17 protein-coding genes are annotated in these 16,529 nt (G+C 57.4%); 10 read left to right on the forward strand and 7 right to left on the reverse strand.

Translation table 11 applies throughout. The features are described 5' to 3' along the window. The first annotated feature begins 2 nt into the window (after positions 1–2). The 6 genes from B2590_RS14400 to B2590_RS14425 all read left to right on the forward strand — a co-directional run bounded on the left by B2590_RS14400 (position 3) and on the right by B2590_RS14425 (position 4,671). Complete coding sequence (locus B2590_RS14400) at positions 3–287, forward strand: SelT/SelW/SelH family protein (protein WP_286811437.1); 285 nt, start codon at positions 3–5, stop codon at positions 285–287. A 165-nt stretch (positions 288–452) separates the two neighbouring features. Further along, entirely contained in the window at positions 453–1,160 is a 708-nt protein-coding gene (locus B2590_RS14405; protein ID WP_036209399.1) for a DUF3581 family protein, read from the forward strand. A 4-nt stretch (positions 1,161–1,164) separates the two neighbouring features. Continuing rightward, a complete protein-coding gene (locus B2590_RS14410; RefSeq protein WP_286811438.1) occupies positions 1,165–1,623 on the forward strand; it encodes a DUF4112 domain-containing protein in 459 nt (152 codons plus the stop codon). Between the two features lie 99 nt (positions 1,624–1,722). After that, entirely contained in the window at positions 1,723–1,941 is a 219-nt protein-coding gene (locus B2590_RS14415; protein WP_126811866.1) for a hypothetical protein, read from the forward strand. Between the two features lie 51 nt (positions 1,942–1,992). Beyond that, positions 1,993–3,876 (forward strand): N-acyl-D-amino-acid deacylase family protein, encoded by a 1,884-nt coding sequence (locus tag B2590_RS14420; protein WP_286811440.1) that lies wholly within the window; start codon positions 1,993–1,995, stop codon positions 3,874–3,876. Positions 3,877–3,927: 51 nt separating this feature from the next. Then, complete coding sequence (locus B2590_RS14425; protein ID WP_286811441.1) at positions 3,928–4,671, forward strand: maleate cis-trans isomerase family protein; 744 nt, start codon at positions 3,928–3,930, stop codon at positions 4,669–4,671. Here B2590_RS14425 and B2590_RS14430 read toward each other — a convergent pair. Both B2590_RS14430 and B2590_RS14435 read right to left on the reverse strand, forming a co-directional pair. Continuing rightward, positions 4,668–5,561, reverse strand: a complete 894-nt coding sequence (locus tag B2590_RS14430; protein WP_075197011.1) for a DMT family transporter — start codon at positions 5,559–5,561, stop codon at positions 4,668–4,670. The genes B2590_RS14425 and B2590_RS14430 overlap by 4 nt on opposite strands. Before the next feature lie 144 nt (positions 5,562–5,705). Then, positions 5,706–6,185 (reverse strand): hypothetical protein, encoded by a 480-nt coding sequence (locus B2590_RS14435; RefSeq protein ID WP_051947025.1) that lies wholly within the window; start codon positions 6,183–6,185, stop codon positions 5,706–5,708. A gap of 221 nt (positions 6,186–6,406) precedes the next feature. Here B2590_RS14435 and B2590_RS14440 point away from each other — a divergent pair, with 221 nt between their 5' ends. Next, on the forward strand, positions 6,407–6,583 hold the full coding sequence (locus B2590_RS14440) for a DUF1328 domain-containing protein (RefSeq protein WP_007152648.1): 177 nt from the start codon (positions 6,407–6,409) through the stop codon (positions 6,581–6,583). Positions 6,584–6,609: 26 nt separating this feature from the next. Here the strand turns inward: B2590_RS14440 and B2590_RS14445 are convergent, their stop codons facing one another. Further along, complete coding sequence (locus tag B2590_RS14445) at positions 6,610–7,134, reverse strand: shikimate kinase (protein ID WP_286811453.1); 525 nt, start codon at positions 7,132–7,134, stop codon at positions 6,610–6,612. Positions 7,135–7,313: 179 nt separating this feature from the next. On the opposite strand from B2590_RS14445, the gene B2590_RS14450 reads away from it, so the two are divergent. Next, positions 7,314–8,015, forward strand: coding sequence for a lytic transglycosylase domain-containing protein (locus B2590_RS14450; protein ID WP_075197010.1), 702 nt, complete (start codon positions 7,314–7,316; stop codon positions 8,013–8,015). 5 nt (positions 8,016–8,020) lie between these two features. Here B2590_RS14450 and B2590_RS14455 read toward each other — a convergent pair whose 3' ends face one another. Together B2590_RS14455 and mtgA are read right to left on the reverse strand one after the other, a co-directional pair. Beyond that, positions 8,021–8,647, reverse strand: coding sequence for a LysE family translocator (locus B2590_RS14455; protein WP_036209386.1), 627 nt, complete (start codon positions 8,645–8,647; stop codon positions 8,021–8,023). A 36-nt stretch (positions 8,648–8,683) separates the two neighbouring features. After that, a complete protein-coding gene (mtgA, locus tag B2590_RS14460) occupies positions 8,684–9,385 on the reverse strand; it encodes a monofunctional biosynthetic peptidoglycan transglycosylase (RefSeq protein WP_286811442.1) in 702 nt (233 codons plus the stop codon). A 64-nt stretch (positions 9,386–9,449) separates the two neighbouring features. Between mtgA and B2590_RS14465 the strand changes: the two genes are divergently transcribed. Further along, complete coding sequence (locus tag B2590_RS14465; RefSeq protein WP_286811443.1) at positions 9,450–10,142, forward strand: pseudouridine synthase; 693 nt, start codon at positions 9,450–9,452, stop codon at positions 10,140–10,142. A 55-nt stretch (positions 10,143–10,197) separates the two neighbouring features. Here B2590_RS14465 and B2590_RS14470 read toward each other — a convergent pair whose 3' ends face one another. Further along, the gene (locus B2590_RS14470) at positions 10,198–11,937 is read right to left on the reverse strand and encodes a PHB depolymerase family esterase (protein WP_286811444.1); all 1,740 of its coding nucleotides are present in this window, start codon (positions 11,935–11,937) and stop codon (positions 10,198–10,200) included. 231 nt (positions 11,938–12,168) lie between these two features. Here B2590_RS14470 and B2590_RS14475 point away from each other — a divergent pair, with 231 nt between their 5' ends. After that, a complete protein-coding gene (locus tag B2590_RS14475; protein WP_286811445.1) occupies positions 12,169–12,813 on the forward strand; it encodes a DsbA family oxidoreductase in 645 nt (214 codons plus the stop codon). 49 nt (positions 12,814–12,862) lie between these two features. On the opposite strand, the gene putA is transcribed toward B2590_RS14475, so the two are convergent. Next, complete coding sequence (gene putA / locus B2590_RS14480) at positions 12,863–16,492, reverse strand: bifunctional proline dehydrogenase/L-glutamate gamma-semialdehyde dehydrogenase PutA (RefSeq protein WP_286811446.1); 3,630 nt, start codon at positions 16,490–16,492, stop codon at positions 12,863–12,865. Positions 16,493–16,529: the final 37 nt, after the last annotated feature.

Raw genomic sequence — 16,529 nt, forward strand, 5'->3', positions numbered from 1 at the left:
CCATGCCAAACAGCGTAAGAATCACGTACTGTACGGGCTGCAAGTGGATGCTTCGATCCGCCTGGATAGCCCAGGAACTGTTGAGCACCTTTGAAGAGGAGCTGAACGAACTGACCCTGATACCGGGCACAGGCGGAATTTTTGAAATTCACGTCAATGGCAAACGCATCTGGTCACGTAAGGAACAGCAAGGCTTCCCCGACATCCGGGAACTGAAGCAACTGGTTCGAAATGAAGTCTCGCCCGATCGATCACTCGGCCATACCGACGGGGTACCCACAGCCTGAGCACTCTGGTGTACATGCAAACCGGCCGCCATCATCGCCGGGCGACATAGCGAAACCATTTATTTACGTCCAGGCCTTAGACATTGGTTTCGTAGTGTCTTGCTGCAAAGGACGTTTCAGGCCACTATCATGGCATCTCTATTTGCGAAAACGAAAAGGCAACGCATGTTTCTTGAACGCTACCACGCCACCCAGAACGGACTCGTACTGATCAGCGCGACCCAGGCCAGTCGATTTGCCAAGGAAGTGGCCGGTGATTTTAATCCGATCCACAATCCGGATGCCCGGCGTTTCTGTGTTCCCGGAGACCTGTTGTTTGCCCTGCTATTGTCACACTTCGGCCTGTCCCGACAGATGACCTTCCATTTTCGCAGCCTGCTCGGCGAAAATGTTCCACTGGACTTCCGCGAGGACGACGACGGCCTGATTCGCGTCTACGATCAGAATGACAAGGTCTACATCGAGGTGGAACGCAGTGGTGAGCGGACTCACGATGACACCGTGATTGAGAACTTCACTCGCTGCTACGTGGCCGCGTCCGGCAAGAACTTCCCCCATACGCTCAAACCGCTAATGGAAAATGCTGGCGTGATGTTCAATCCGGACCGGCCAATGATCATGTATCAAAGCATGAGCCTGGCCCTGGATACGCTTGATGCGCCAAGCCCCGACCTTGAACTCCATAACGCGGAGCTGAAGCCGGACGGAAAGCGTGGCAATGTCTCACTGGACTACCGGCTGATCTCAGACGGCAACGTTGCCGGCGAGGTTTCCAAAAAGCTTGTGGTCAGTGGCCTTCGTGACTATGACGCCGGTGCCATGGATGCCGTGGTCGAGGAGTTCTATCGGCTCAAGGAAAAATCCTGGGATTGATGGGATGTCAACGCCCGTAAGCCAGGAAGAGAAACAGGCAGCTCTGGCCCGCCTGAACCGATTCAGTCAGATGGCCGATAACGCTATTGGCATACCCTTCACGCGCTTTCGGATCGGGCTGGAACCCATCATCGGCCTTGTTCCGGTACTCGGCGACCTGGCCGGGCTGCTCATGTCCTGCTACGTACTCCTGGAAGCGCACCGTGCCGGAGCCAGCCCCCGGGTCAAACAGCAAATGGTCAGGAACATGCTGATCGACTTTTTCGGCGGCCTTGTTCCGGTCATTGGCGACGTCTTCGACTTCGCCTGGAAGGCCAATGTCCGGAATACCCAACTGCTCAGGGAGCACCTGGAAACCGAACTGAACGTTCCGCAAAAGCCGCGGTTCCCCTGGATGCAATTCCTGGTGATCGTGGGCACCCTGGCAGTATTCACCGCCCTTGTGGCGGTATTTGCGCTCTGACTCAGGGTCACTACGGATTTATCCCCAATGCTTTCTGGCCTTAACTCGGTACATGTCACCCTATGCCTGTGACCCGTCATCACCAAGAGGACAGACAACATGGCAAAGACCCAATGCTCCAACTGCGGAGCCAGCCTTCCCACCGAAACGCCTAAATGCCCGGAATGCGGGAGCCTTCAGAGCTCCAGGCCCAAAATGATTATCGGCGCCGCCGGCGTTCTGATCGCAGCCCTGGCCATCGTGCTCGGCGCCATCTATGTTATAGCCAAGGATGAGCCCGCCAATCCGGCCGGTAGCACCACCGAGATCAGGCCCTAGCACCCCGTCTGGCTTCTAGGGAGAACCATAACAACAAACCATGAGGCACGCATGAGCGATACCACACCCGATACAGTCTGGGACTATCTGATCCAGGGTGCCAAGGTCTTCGACGGTATTGGCGAATTACCGGTCCGCGAAGACATCGCCATCGCAGATGGCAGGGTCGCAGCACGAGGGCCGGACCTTGATCCGCAAAAAGCGCACAAGGTCATCGATGCCACTGAACGCTGGGCCATGCCAGGGTTGTTTGACATTCATACCCACTACGACCTGGAGCTGGAGGTTGCCCCTGGCCTGCCCGAATCCGTGCGCCATGGCACCACCACGGTTGTCATTGCCAACTGTAGCCTGGGGCTGGCGTTTGGCGCACAGCGCAAGGACGGTGCAGACCCGATTGTGGACTGTTACGCCCGAGTGGAGAACATTCCCAAGGACGTCCTGCGGGCGACCGCCGATCGAGTGGACTGGAAGAACCCGAAGGAATACATCCAGCATCTGAACAGACTTAGCCTGGGCCCGAATCTGGTCACCATGGTGCCGCACTCAATGTTGCGGATTGAGGTCATGGGGTTTGACGCCAGCATTTCCCGTGACCCCACGGAAGACGAACTCAATGCCATGGAGGCCTTGCTGGAGCAGGCCATGGATGACGGCTATGCCGGATTCTCCACCGATGCCCTGCCGTTCCATTACCTGGCCAACCAGCCCAACACCCGCAAGACCATACCCACGCAGTTCGCCAAGTACCCGGAAATCAAACGGCTGACGGACGTGGTACGGCGCAAGGGCGGTGTCTGGCAGGCCACGCCACCGAAAGACAGCACCATGGGCACCATCAAGACCTTTCTGCTCAGTTGTGGCCTACTCCACGGCAAACCACTCAGAACAACGGTGGTGGCTGCCCTGGATGTGCAAAGCAACCGCAAGATCGTGCGGCTGGCGAGATTGCTGGCCCGGGTTCTCAATTCCCGACTTTTGCGGGGTGACTTCCACCTGCAGGCCCTGGCCGCCCCCTTCAAGGTATGGTCCGACGGCGCCGTAACGCCGCTCTCCGAGGAGATTGAGGAACTGCGTATTCTCAATGAGACCGAACTGGAGGACCGTGAAGGCCGGCTGAAAATCCTCAACGATCCAGCCTACATCGAGTCGTTCAAAGCCATGTGGATGAGCGGCAAAACCGGTTTTGGCCTCAAGCGCCTCAAACGGCTGGTACGCCTGGAGGACTACGCCTTCAACCGTACCCTGGCGGACATGACCATCGACGTATGCCCCCTGAGAGAATGGCAAGGCCATACCTTTGCCGATGTCTTCGCGCGGGTGAAAGCCGCCAACGCAGAAAAACCACTCGAAGGCAGCGATGCGGAACGGGCCCTGCTGGAAGAACACTTCTCTGGGGTGAAAGACGAAGGCGATTTCGTGCTGGCGATGCTGCGGGCGTTCGACCGTGACCTGAGCTGGTATACCGTGTCTGCAAATCGGAACGAACGCGTTGTCCGAAACCTGCTGATGGATCGGCAACTGCTGCCGGGCTTCAATGACAGTGGCGCCCATCTCACCAACATGGCCTTTTACGACGGCAACCTCAGAGCCCTGAAACTGGCCTCTGACGGCGGCGATATAGATGTAGCGTATATGGTACGCCGTCTCACCCGAGACCCCGCTCGTGTATTTGGCGTCAAAGGGGGCGGCATCGAAGTGGGCGATCAGGCCGACCTTATCCTGGTAGACCCGTCAGCCCTGCGCCGCATGGACCACAACAATACGGTGCAACGTCAGTACCGTGAGGCATTTCAGCACGAACAACTGGTTAACCGCACCGACGGTGTGGTGCCCCTGGTGATGATCGCAGGTCATCCAGCGTGGCACGGAACGTCGTTCGACAATGCACTGGGTCAGAAAAAAATGGGCACCGTACTGGACACCACCTTCTGACATCCCGCAATCCTGTTGCCAACACTGCCTGAACTCTAATACTGTTCAGGCATGGACAAGAACACACCGGTTCCCCGCCTTGCCTTTCTTTATCCTGGACACGCTGCCGAGGATGACTACCCACGTCTGGCCGGAATGATCTCGCCACCGGCTGAGGTGAGAGTCATACATACGGCGTTCGATGAGGATGCTCATACCGTTGAAGCACTCACCGAAATGGGAAGCCCAGCGCGCCTTACGGAAGGAGCCGGACACCTTGAAAGTGCGGATATGGAAGCCGTTTTATGGACCTCCACCAGTGCCAGTTTCGTTCGTGGCATCGACGGTATAGGGGAACAGATCGAGACGCTCGAGAACCTGCTTCATATCCCGGCCTCTACCACGGCCATGGCATTCGCCAGGGCGGTTACCGCCATCAACGCCAGGCGGGTCGCCATCGCGGCTACCTACCCGCCGGACATAGCCCTGCTGTTCAAAACGTTTCTGGAGCACTTCGATATCGAGGTAGTGCACATAAACTGCCGCGGCATTATTACCGCAGCGGAGGTGGGCACGCTGGAGAAAGAGGCCGTATTGAGGTTCGTGACGGACAATGACCACCCGGACGCAGATGCGCTATTGATTCCCGATACCGCATTGCATTCCGCCGCCTGGCTGGAAGACCTGGAGGCAGCGGCGGGCAAGCCGGTACTGACCGCTAATCAGGTCAGCTTCTGGGAGGGGCTGAGGCTGTGCGGCAAACTGACCCCGCAATCCGGCCTGGGTACCCTGTTCCGGGTAGACCCCTGGAACTAGGCCGCCTGTTTTCGCTGCTGCGTTACCACCAGGGCAACCCCGGTGATGGAGATAACACCCCCAATCATCGCAAGCACGCCCAACCTTTCATCAAACAGCCAGTATGCTTCCAGCGCAGTGACAGGTGGCACCAGATAGAAAAGACTGGCCACCTGTGAGGCAGCACCGCGCCTGATAAGCCACATCAACAGCAGAATCGCCCCGATGGAAACACCGAACACCAGCCAGACCATCGACCAGATCAACGGCTGAGCCCACACCACCTCACGGGTTTCAAACGCAAAGGCACCAACGGCGAAAAACGTTGCCGCAGCACTGTACTGAATGAACGTACCTGCGACGAGATCCGACTGGGTGCCGTTACGTTTCTGGTACACCGTGCCCAAGGATATGCCGCCCAGGGACAGCGCAGCCCAAAGCAGAGTCCAAAGCGGGAAATCGGAAGCAGAAGCACCACCGCCGAACTTTTCCAGCAACACCAGTGTTACACCGACCAGGCCCAGCGCCAGGCCCAGCCATTGCCGGCTCGAGACACTTTCCTTCAGCACCAGAATGGCCACGGCCGACGTTACCAGCGGCTGCAGGCCGACAATAAGCGACACGATTCCCGACGGCATGCCCCCCTGAATCGCGTAGTAAACCCCGCCCAGATAACAGCCATGCACCAGCAGGCCGGTAACCGCCAGATGACCGGCACCACGCCAACCAGGCCAGCGGGTTTTCATTATCCAGGCGAGTACGCTGAGCAGTACCAGCGTAAACAGCATGCGTATCAGCAGGAGCGTAAACGGCTCAGCGAAGGGTAAACCATACTTGGCGCCAATGAAGCCCGTGCTCCACAGCCAAACAAAGAGCGCCGGCACAAAAAACGAATAGAAAATCGGGGGCATACGGTTAACCGAGAGGCAGACGAATGTGAGTCTGCCCACTGTAACCTGTGACTGACAAACAAAACAGATACAGTAAACGGAATTAACAACCAGTACAGATGTTCAGGGCGGGTCTGTATGGCCGGTGCAATTCCGAAACGCCGTCTAAATGCTGTCGTTCTTCTTGTCCGAGTCGTCCATCAGTTTGCGCTCGGTTTCATTCCACTGTTCTGACAAAGCGTCGTAGGCGTTGGAGAAGCCCTGCTTGGCACGTTCCCAGGCGGAGGATGAACTGGCCTGCAGCTCGTCATACCATTGCTGGACGCGTTGCCGCTGCTCCTGCAGTGACTCAAGGCTTTTCCTTGACCGTTCCCGGGCCGTGTCACTCATGTCGTCCCAATTCTGATCCAGTTCCTGCTGTAGCGTGTCTATGCGCTTGTCGAGAGCTGAGAGCGTATTTTCAATGGCTGTTTCCGCCTCTGCTTTCTGGTCCGCACCGAACTCCTGCAACGCCTGGCCAAGCTCGCGGGTTTCTTTTTTTAGCGACTCAACCGAAGAATCCCCGGACGATTCCGCCTGCAGGGAACCGGACATGCCAAGTGCAAGAACGAAAGCCAGAGAATAACCGAGTTGTTTGAAGAGCATTGAAATTCTCCCGATATTATTTGGTAGACAGTAACAACTTTTGTCGTAAAACCGCACCTTAGCAAAGCTTAATCAACCGACAATAAAGGTAATTAGACCAACAAAACAATCGTTTGCAGCACAAATCATTCTCTTGCGAAGCGTTTTCGGACTTCCACTATTTGTGGCTTTCAGGCCCATGTGCCACTTTGAAGGTGACGTTACACAACAGGAGAAATACTATGCTCTATTGGGCTATTGTATGCCTGATCGTCGCGGTAATCGCCGGCGTACTTGGTTTTGGTGGTATCGCGGGGACAGCCGCAGGGTTTGCGAAAATTCTGTTCTTTATCTTTCTGGTTCTGCTGGTTATTTCACTGGTGGCCAACGCGCTTCGGGGCAAAGGACCAAAACCCTAGAAGTCTTCGCTTCCGGCGGCATGTTTTTAACGTGTCGCCGGCATCTGCAAAATCACCGCCGATATGTCGTCGCAAACGTCTTCCTGACTCTTACCAACACAATTGACTGCCACGTCCGCAGCCCGCGAGTAAAGCTCAAAACGTTCCCAAAACAGCTGTTCCAGCGACTGATCCGGTCGTCGGGAGATGCCACGGGCGCTGTAATCCCCTATCCTCGCAATGACCACCTCCAGCGGAATATCAAGAAACACCACGAGACCATCAGCTTTCAGGTGGCTCATCGCAGGTTCGCTGTAGACGGCACTGCCGCCCGTGGATATCACCTGACGCCGCACATCCAGCCTCAGCAATACCTGCTCCTCAATTCGCCTTAGTGCCTGATAGCCATCACCGTCGACAATGTCCTGCAAGGTGCGACCTGCTTCCTCCTGAATCAGCAGGTCCGTATCGATAAACCCCAGGCCAAGCTGTTTTGCCAACAGCACCCCAACCGTACTTTTGCCGCTGCCGGGCATTCCGATGAGTACAAGGTTGCTGCGGGACGTATTCAAAGGCACAGAATCTCCAGGATGTCGCCAACAATGAGAATTGACCGGCTATATTGAGAAAAGTAACACTTTTCCGACAAACATTGCGGTTTCTTCAGGCAATTAACGCCGTATAATCCGCCTTACGGTTGTTATTTACGAATGCAGGCGGCGTTCTTGATCATGCACTCCAAGAGTCAACGATGATAAGCGGCAAAACCCTTCTCACTTCCTCGCTGGCATTTCTGCTACTGGCTTTCGTTGCGCCCGTATCGGCGGACAGTATCAAGCGTATTGTGCACCCCGACGGTACCGTGGAGTACACCAACGTCAAGGGCAGTGGCGACAAGCGTGCGTCAACAAAGGATGAGGTGGTTTACCGCTACACTGACGACAATGGCGTGGTTGCCTACAGTGGTATCCAGCCCGCCAGCTCGAATTTCAGTGTCATCCGGTTCCACTGCTACGCCTGCGATCCGGATTCCAACGTGAATTGGCGCACCACACCGCTGTTCCTGTCGCCCTACCGGGATGAAATCAAGACGGCCGCCAGGGAGTTCAACGTTGACCCCGCTCTGGTTCGGGCTGTCATCCATGCGGAATCGGCGTTTAATGACAAAGCCCTGTCGCCCAAGGGAGCCCAGGGGCTGATGCAGTTAATGCCTGCGACCGCAGAGGAGCTGGGTGTTCGCAATGCCATGGTGGCCCCGGAGAATATTCGCGGTGGAGTCAATTACCTGGCCCGTATGCTCAAGCGCTTCGACGGTGACATCAAGCTGGCAACGGCCGCCTACAATGCCGGCCCGGGGGCCGTCGGGCGCCATGGCGGCATACCACCCTACGCGGAAACCCGCGCCTATGTGGAGCGGGTTGGAATCCTTCATCAGCGCTACGCCAGTAACTGACCGGCCTAACCGAACGCCAGCCAGGCGCCCACCAGCATCATCAGACTGCCCGCCACACGGTTAACCGTGCGAACACCACCGCCTTGCTTTAGAGCCTTGCGCAGAGTCTTTCCACCGTGGGCGTAGAGCTGTAGGCAGAGGAACTCCAGGGCCAGTATGATCAGGATGAGAACCGTGAGTTGTGGCGCCATTGGCAGTTTACTGTCGATAAACGGCGGCAATAGCGCAATGAAAAACGCCCAGCCCTTCGGGTTGGCAATAGCGGTCACAAACCCCTGGAGCGCCAATTGCACCCTTGAACTCTCCACCGGTTGCGAATCCTCCTCCGGCATGGCCATTTTGCCCCGGGACTGCCACATCTGGATGCCCAGCCAGGCAAGGTAGGCGCCGCCTACAACCTTGAATACGTCGAAGGCCGTCGGGTACTTCAACATGAAGGTTGCCACACCTACTGCCGCCGCAGTCGCCACTACCGCCACGCCAACCAGCTCCCCGGCCATCATCCACAGCGCCCGTTTCACGCCAATGGTAATACCAAGGGACAGCGCCAGGGTCATACACATGCCCGGCGTAATGGACACCACAAAAAACGTCGGGATAAACGCGGACAGCAGGGCCAGGTTCAGTGACATCACAGACAGACTCTTACGTTGAGAGAAACCGAACTCTTAATTATACAGTCCACGCAGATAATGCAACCCGGACAGCTGAGACATCTGCCCACGAATCCAGGCCACCCTCTCCCATACATAGGAGGAGGGGCTGGCGGCACTGAGCACTTTCGGATTGGGAAGAACCGCAGCAAGTCGTGCTGCCTGGGTTTGCGACAGCCGGCTGGCGGGGATGCCGAAAAAGGCCCAACTGGCAGCCTCAACACCGTAGATCCCATGGCCGAATTCGGCGATATTCAGGTACACCTCCATGATCCGACGCTTCGGCCAGATAGCGTCGATACCGAGCGCCAGTCCGGCCTCCAACGACTTGCGCACGAAACTGCGTCCGTTCCACAGGAACAGGTTTTTTGCCGTCTGCTGGGTGATGGTGCTGGCGCCCCGCAAACCCTGGCCCGCACGGTATTCCGCAAGTGCCTTGCGAATGGCGCTGAAATCCACCCCCTGATGGTACGGAAAGCGTTGATCCTCACTGGCCACCACCGCCAACGGTACCCAGGGTGATATCTCGTCCAGGCTAACCCACTCCTGTCTGAGCTCGTGGCTGGAACCGGAAAACAGATGCCCCAGCATGAAGGTGGACGTCGGCGGATTCACGAACCGTAGCAAGACAATCAATGCGATTATCAGCAGCAAAAAGCCCACCAGTAACCAGGCAAGCGCACGCAGGGATTTTTGGATCACGGATCGTTGAGCCACGGTGTTATCATCACCCAGGTTTGGGAATCACGGAGAAAGTCGGAAAGACTATAACATTGCCGCCATGAAGCTTTCCCGAATTCTCAGTAATCAAAACGGTGTCAGCCGCAAGCAGGCCAACGCTCTGGTCGCCGCCGGAACGGTTACAGTGGACGGTTGTATCTGCAGGGAGACAGCCCGGGAAGTCGACCGTTTCAGCACTGTAGCCTGCAACGGCAGGGTTATCCAGCACGGGGACCAGGCCCACTACCTGATGCTGAACAAACCGGCCGGATACCTCAGTGCCACGGCGGACAAGGTTCACAAAACCGTAATGGAGCTCATCGACCCGGAACTGCGGAACGATCTCCACATTGCCGGCAGGCTTGACCGCGCCAGCACCGGTTTGTTGATACTGACCAATGACGGAACCTGGTCACGAAGGCTTACGGAGCCCAGGGTAAAGCTCCCCAAAGTCTATCGGGTCACCACGGTCGAACCGGTTTCAACCGATGCCATAGAGCACTTCGCACAAGGAATCTGGTTCGAATACGAACAGCTGACCACCTCGCCTGCGCGATTGGAGCCACTGTCTGCCAACGAATCCAGGGTAACGATCTACGAAGGCCGCTATCATCAGATCAAGCGTATGTTCCACGCAACGGGCAACCGTGTGAGTAGCCTGCACCGGGAACAGATGGGTGCGATCACACTGGACCCAACGCTGAAGCCTGGGGAATTCCGACCACTCACCACCCGCGAAATTATTCTCGAATAACAACGAAACAGGGGGCGGTTTCCCGCCCCCTGTGATCGCCGGTCTTCGATGGCGATCAGTTACATTGGCCGGCTTCGAAGACGCCGCTGTCGGTCTCCTTCACCCAGCTGTAGGTGCCGGATACCGCGCCCAGGTAATCGTTACCACCGGTGGTGTAGTACCCCCCTGAATAGTACGCCCGGCCAGCGGTATCATGGTTGAGATGGGTGTCGTTCCAGTCCTGGCAGGTGACATCGCCGCCGGAGCCATCATCACCGCCTCCGCCGGTTCCGCTGCAGGCGCTGGGTTCGGACGTATACCATAGCCCCGGATCGCCCTCATAGAGGGTGACATTGCTCCAGGTGTCGAAGGAGCCCCCGATGTCGATGTCGTCGCCACTGGCATAGGCCCTCAGGTTGGAGTTACCTCCAGCGTAGGCCCGGTTTGCCGAGATGTGGGCACTGGGCGACGCTGTCGCCTGCTCGCAGGTCTCGGTTGGTGCGTTGGGATCATACACCTCGACCTGACGGCTTTTTGTCGTGGTGTTGCTGTCGCTGTCGGTCGCACTGTAGTCACAGGTGTAGGTTCCAACCGTTGACGTATCCACCCCACTGCAGTCAGCCGTTACCGTCAATGAACCGTCCTCGGCATCCTGCCCGGTGGCACCCGGATCGGTAAACGTGGTGTTGATCGCCACGGTCATCGGATTATCGCCGATCAACGTGATGACCGGGAAACCCTCAGGCTCGGTTCCATCGCGGCTGTGACGGTTAAAGAAATCCCAGATAATATCCGGATAACTGGGCCCCACCCTCACGGACCATTTGCCATTATTACCATTCTCGCCACCTACCCAATAATGGCCATGGTTGGTGTCCTGGGTATTGGGTGTCGACAAGGGTCCATCCAGGTAGACGGTTTCAACCACCGAACGTGTTCCGCTGGTGCCATCCTGGGTATAACGGATGTGCTCGCAGCTGTGGTTGTTCTGGTAGTAAGGCGAACAGGCGACAGAGGAAGCATAGGCTTGGCCCGTAGTCTTGAACCCGGACTCGCCGAACACCTGTAGGTGCGCATCCCGGGTGTTATCAGCCGCCTCTTTCACCACAGTGCAGTCATTCTCGTTCTGCAACACCATGAGCGGGATTGGATACTGGTCGTCCACCTCCGACTGCATGTCGGATGACACCCGCGATACGCTGTGAAACGTCGCACTGCCGGGACACTGTCCGGACAACGAGACAGACGCAGAATCCTCACCGTACGGCAGGCCCGAGGCAGGCGCGGCCGCCGCCCAGTATTCGTTGTGGGCCACCGAGGCTACGGTTGCCATGGCACCGCCGGAAGACAGGCCGGTGATATAACGGCGATTGGCGTCAATGGTGTAATTGGCCTCAACAGCCTGTGCAATCTGGTGCAGGTCTTCCACTTCGCCGGCGCCTTCGTGGCGATGGTGATCAAACCAGAAGCCCCAACAGTTTTCATTACGCAGCCCGTCGTAGCTGGTAATGAAGGGGGCAACCAGAATGAATCCGTACTCATCGGCGGCGGCTTTCAACCCCCAGTCATTGAGCACGTCGTTGTTGGTCTGTTTGCAACCATGCAATGCCATCACCATGGGTGCAGGCGATTGCACGTTCGAGGGCACGTACACCTTGTAGTTACGGGCTCTGGACTGGTTGTAGGATTGCTGTGGCAGGGTATAGGAATCTGTCTGGCCCGCGACCGCGGGAAGAGCAGGAATCATCAGGGCGGCGGAGGCCAGCAATGCCGATAGCGTGCCACCGCGCACCTGACGTGCGATGAGTTGGAACATCTTGAGCTCCTTTTATTGGATTTATTGTTCGGCAGTGTTGCAACTGAAAGATACGTGCCAGGATTGCAGGTTGCTGATTTCCCTCATCCCAGGGAGGGGGCCGAGTAAAGGTATGCCCGGAACGCCGGACAGGGTGTCCGAGCGCCCGGACGGCCAAGAGCCTGCACGGGCAGTCATTCGCTCAACTTTCAGGTACCCTGCCGTTATTCGCCCTTACACACAGGAGCCACCATGACCCAAATAGCCATCGACATTGTTTCCGATATTGCCTGCCCCTGGTGCGCCATTGGCTATGCCCGCCTGGAAAAGGCGATGGACGCCCTGAAAGACGACATGGACTTCACCGTTGCATGGCATGCCTTTGAGTTGAACCCGGACCCATCCGGTGACGGCGAACCCATCCTGCCCGCCCTGAGCCGCAAATACGGCCGTAGTGAGGACGAGATGAGAGCCAATCAGGCGCAGATGATGGACATTGCCAAGGGGCTGGGACTGAATTTCGAGAAACTCCAGGAACGCTACACTCGAAACACCTTTGATGCCCATAGGCTGGTGAAGTGGGCCGGTGAACAGGGCAAGCAGACCGATATGAAACTGGCGTTTTTCGAAGCCTATTTCGGACGCGGTGAGAATATTTCCAATCCGGATACGCTGATCCACTGTGTGGAAACGATTGGCCTGGACGGCTCGCAAGCGCGCGAGGTACTGGCGTCTGACCAGTATGCAGAGGCTGTGCGAGAGGAAGAAAAGCAGTATCAGCAGGCGGGGGTGTCAGCGGTTCCTGCGTACATCATTAACCAGAAATACCTGATATCCGGTGCGCAGGAGCCAGACACCCTGATCAACGCGTTCCGGGAGATCGCTGATTCTGCCTGACCAAAACCCTTGCAATGCCCTTCCCTGGGCGTTGCAAGGTGGCAGATTGTTACTCGGAAGCCGCAATCAGGCTGGCGTTGCCACCCGCCGCCGTGGTGTCCACACACAGGTGGCGCTCAATCACAAATCGCTGGTCGAGCTTGTGCTCGGTGATCAGCGGTAGCAGCGCACCTTCCCGCTTCGCCAGAGCCTGGCGGTACTCTTTCAGCAAGGATGGCTCCGCGCAGCTTACGGCCGCCTGGAAACCGCGCGCCTGGGCCAGCGCCTCTGGCTCCAACAGGCCATCAATACCCACAATCGGCAAACCGGCCTTGGCAGCACGGTCAACCGTATCCTGGATGCCCGGCGCAACCACAACCACCTTGTTGCCCTGGGACAGAGCCATTGCGGCCTGCTCCAATGCGGTCTCCTTGTCCGGGCCGAGGCAGAGCACCACACCCCGGGCATGATTGCTCAGGCGGTTCAGCTCACCAGTCGGCCCTGGTAGTTCCTCAGCATGGGCATCCAGCGGTGCTGGCACATCTCCGAAAATCGGCTTCATGGCTTCAATTCTTGGCTCCGGCGCGGGCGCTTTTACATCCGCCACCTTGCCAATCAGCCCTTCAAGCTTCTTGATATCCACCGTTTTGGCGCTGGCATCCGCCGGGCGTTCAACCGTTTCACCTTTCAGGAAACGACGCACGTACTGCGGGCCACCGGCCTTGGGGCCGGTGCCGGAAAGCCCTTCACCGCCGAACGGCTGGGAGCCGACAATGGCGCCGATCTGATTGCGGTTAACGTAGGTGTTCCCCACTTTGATACGGCTGGCGATGCGTTCGACGCGGCGGTCAACACGACTGTGAACACCGAAGGTCAGTCCATAGCCCTTGGCGTTGATGCTATCGACAACTTTGTCCAGATCCTTGGCCGCAAATGTGGCCACATGCAGCACCGGGCCGAAGATTTCTTCTTCCAGCTCTTCAATGCCACTGACGCTGATCACCGCAGGTGACACGAAGTTGCCTTTCTCCGGCACCGCCATTTTCTTCGTCAGACGACCCTTGGCTTCATACTTGTCACAATGGTCGACAATCTTCTTCCTGGCCGTTTCATCAATCACCGGACCAACATCGGTGGACAATAACCAGGGATCACCAATGCCCAACTCGTCCATTGCGCCATACAGCATTTCCAACAGATGATCGGCAATGTCTTTTTGCACATACAGCATGCGCAGTGCCGAACAACGCTGGCCCGCGCTCTGGAAAGACGACGCCAGAACATCACGCACCACCTGCTCAGGCAGTGCCGTGGAGTCCACGATCATGGCATTCAGGCCACCGGTTTCCGCCACCAGGGTGGCATCGGGGGCCATGTTCTCGCTCATCTTCTTGTCGATGCGCTGGGCCGTCGCAGTCGAGCCGGTGAAGCAAACGCCGGCGACCCGCGAATCGGATGTCAACGCCCCGCCAACCGTCGCACCGGTGCCCGGCAGCAACTGGATCACATCTTCCGGAATACCGGCCTGGTGCATCAGCTCCACGGCCCTTACCGCCAATAGCGAGGTCTGCTCGGCCGGCTTGGCCAACACAGCATTGCCTGCTACCAGGTTGGCAAGAATCTGGCCGGTAAAGATCGCCAGCGGGAAGTTCCAGGGCGAAATACACACCACGACTCCGCGCGACTCACCGCTGTCCTTGTAGCGAATACCTTCGTTGGCATAGAACTGGGCGAAGTCCACCGCCTCCCGAATCTCAGCGACGCCATCCAGCAGCGACTTACCGGCTTCGCGGGTGGCCAGCGCAAACAGCTCGTAGGCATTTTCCTCATACAGGTCAGCGACCTTGCGAAGACACTCGGCCCGCTCTTCGGCGGACCGGGCCGACCAGGCCTTGAAGCCTTCCTGAGCTGCGGTGATCGCTGTGTTCACGTCCTCCTCGGACGCCTGCGTCACATGGCCAACCGTGTCTTCCGCGTCGGCGGGGTTACGGACCATTTGCACTTCCGCACCGGATACTTCGCCAGCGATAATCGGACCGCCTTTCCAGCGATGGTCACGATAGGCATCCCGGCCTTCGTTGATTTCCGCAACCGTCACCGGATCGGTGATGTCCCAACCCTTGGAGTTTCTGCGCTGTTCGCCGAAGAGCTTGAAGGGGTGGACGATCGCCTTGCTTGAGATATTACTGCCCATCTCTTTAACGGAGTCTATCGGGTCTTTGGCGATTTCTTCCGGCGTAATGCTCTTGTCCACGATCTGGTTCACGAAGGAACTGTTGGCGCCATTTTCCAGCAGGCGACGTACCAGATACGCCAACAGGTCTTTGTGGGGGCCAACCGGGGCATAAATCCGGCAAGGCACACCACTGGTTTTCAGCACTTCGTTGTGGAGTGATTCACCCATACCGTGCAGGCGCTGAAACTCATAGTTATCCACGCCTTTGGATTTTGCCAGCTCGAGCACCGCCGATACCGAATGGGCATTGTGGGTGGCGAACTGCGGATAGATCCGGTCGGTCATGTTCAGCAGCTTGGTTGCGCAGGAGAGGAACGAAACGTCACTGCAGGCCTTGCGGGTGAATACCGGGAAACCGCTCAGGCCCATTACCTGGGCGCGTTTGATCTCGGCGTCCCAGTACGCGCCTTTCACCAGGCGCACCATAAAGCGACGGTCGTACTTCTCAGCCAGCCCGTACAGCCAATCCAACGCGAAGGCTGAACGCTTGCCGTAAGCCTGAACCACAACACCAAAACCGTCCCAACCGGCCAGTTCCGGGTCCGCGACCAGGGCTTCAATGACGTCAAGGGACAGATCAAGCCGATCCTGTTCCTCGGCATCAATATTGAACCCCATATTGGCCGCTGCGGCCTTCTTTACCAGCTCTTTGGCGCGGGGTAGCAGTTCGCTCATCACCCGCTCTTTATTGCCATATTCGTATCGGGCCAGTAGTGCGGACAGTTTGACGGAGATACCCGGATTCTTGCGCACATCGCCTTTGCAGGCCTTGGCAATACTATCAATGGCATTGGAGTAGGAGTCGAAATAGCGCTTGGCGTCCTCATCGGTGCGGGCAGCCTCACCCAGCATGTCATAGGAATAGGTATACCCCTTTTCCATGTATTCTTTGGCTTCGTCCTGGGCTTCGTCGATATCACGGCCCAACACGAACTGACGGCCCATTTCCTTCATGGCCTGACCGGCAACCGTGCGAATGACCGGCTCGCCGAAACGCTTCAGCAGCTTACGCAACGTGTCACCCACGCTGTGTCGCTCAGAGTCTTTCAATAGATTGCTGGTCATCAACAGCGCCACGGTCGCCGTGTTGATCAGTGCTGAGGACGCCTTGCCTACGTGAGTACCCCAGGCGCCAGAAGTGACCTTGTCTTCGATCAGCTCGTGAATGGTCATATTGTCCGGCACACGCAGCAACGCCTCAGCCAGACACATCAGTGCAACGCCTTCCTTGGTCGTGAGGCCGTACTCCGCCAGGAATTTTTCCATAATGGTGGACTTGGCATTCTTGCGGACGCTGCGTACCAGATCGGCGGCGCGCTCCGAGATTCCATCGCGCTCTGCCCGGGTCAACTGGGCGCCAGCAATCATCTCACTAATCACCTTGTGTTCGTCCGCGAGGTAATAATTGCGGATGGCCTGCCGGCTATCGACCAGTGTGGGAGTCTCTGATTGCTGCGGTCTCATGGTTGAACCCTCTCAGTTGTTTATCTTTCCCGCATTC

It is taken from the genome of Marinobacter sp. UBA3604, from assembly GCF_002375325.1.
Taxonomy (GTDB): Bacteria; Pseudomonadota; Gammaproteobacteria; order Pseudomonadales; family Oleiphilaceae; genus Marinobacter; species Marinobacter salarius.

Excerpts from the sequence above, each read along its gene's own strand:
- B2590_RS14400 (WP_286811437.1), top strand. The coding sequence starts at position 3 with ATGCCAAACAGCGTAAGAATCACGTACTGTACGGGCTGCAAGTGGATG.
- B2590_RS14405 (WP_036209399.1), top strand. The coding sequence starts at position 453 with ATGTTTCTTGAACGCTACCACGCCACCCAGAACGGACTCGTACTGATC.
- B2590_RS14410 (WP_286811438.1), top strand. The coding sequence starts at position 1,165 with ATGTCAACGCCCGTAAGCCAGGAAGAGAAACAGGCAGCTCTGGCCCGC.
- B2590_RS14415 (WP_126811866.1), top strand. The coding sequence starts at position 1,723 with ATGGCAAAGACCCAATGCTCCAACTGCGGAGCCAGCCTTCCCACCGAA.
- B2590_RS14420 (WP_286811440.1), top strand. The coding sequence starts at position 1,993 with ATGAGCGATACCACACCCGATACAGTCTGGGACTATCTGATCCAGGGT.
- B2590_RS14425 (WP_286811441.1), top strand. The coding sequence starts at position 3,928 with ATGGACAAGAACACACCGGTTCCCCGCCTTGCCTTTCTTTATCCTGGA.
- B2590_RS14430 (WP_075197011.1), bottom strand. The coding sequence starts at position 5,561 with ATGCCCCCGATTTTCTATTCGTTTTTTGTGCCGGCGCTCTTTGTTTGG.
- B2590_RS14435 (WP_051947025.1), bottom strand. The coding sequence starts at position 6,185 with ATGCTCTTCAAACAACTCGGTTATTCTCTGGCTTTCGTTCTTGCACTT.
- B2590_RS14440 (WP_007152648.1), top strand. The coding sequence starts at position 6,407 with ATGCTCTATTGGGCTATTGTATGCCTGATCGTCGCGGTAATCGCCGGC.
- B2590_RS14450 (WP_075197010.1), top strand. The coding sequence starts at position 7,314 with ATGATAAGCGGCAAAACCCTTCTCACTTCCTCGCTGGCATTTCTGCTA.
- B2590_RS14455 (WP_036209386.1), bottom strand. The coding sequence starts at position 8,647 with ATGTCACTGAACCTGGCCCTGCTGTCCGCGTTTATCCCGACGTTTTTT.
- B2590_RS14465 (WP_286811443.1), top strand. The coding sequence starts at position 9,450 with ATGAAGCTTTCCCGAATTCTCAGTAATCAAAACGGTGTCAGCCGCAAG.
- B2590_RS14470 (WP_286811444.1), bottom strand. The coding sequence starts at position 11,937 with ATGTTCCAACTCATCGCACGTCAGGTGCGCGGTGGCACGCTATCGGCA.
- B2590_RS14475 (WP_286811445.1), top strand. The coding sequence starts at position 12,169 with ATGACCCAAATAGCCATCGACATTGTTTCCGATATTGCCTGCCCCTGG.
- putA (WP_286811446.1), bottom strand. The coding sequence starts at position 16,492 with ATGAGACCGCAGCAATCAGAGACTCCCACACTGGTCGATAGCCGGCAG.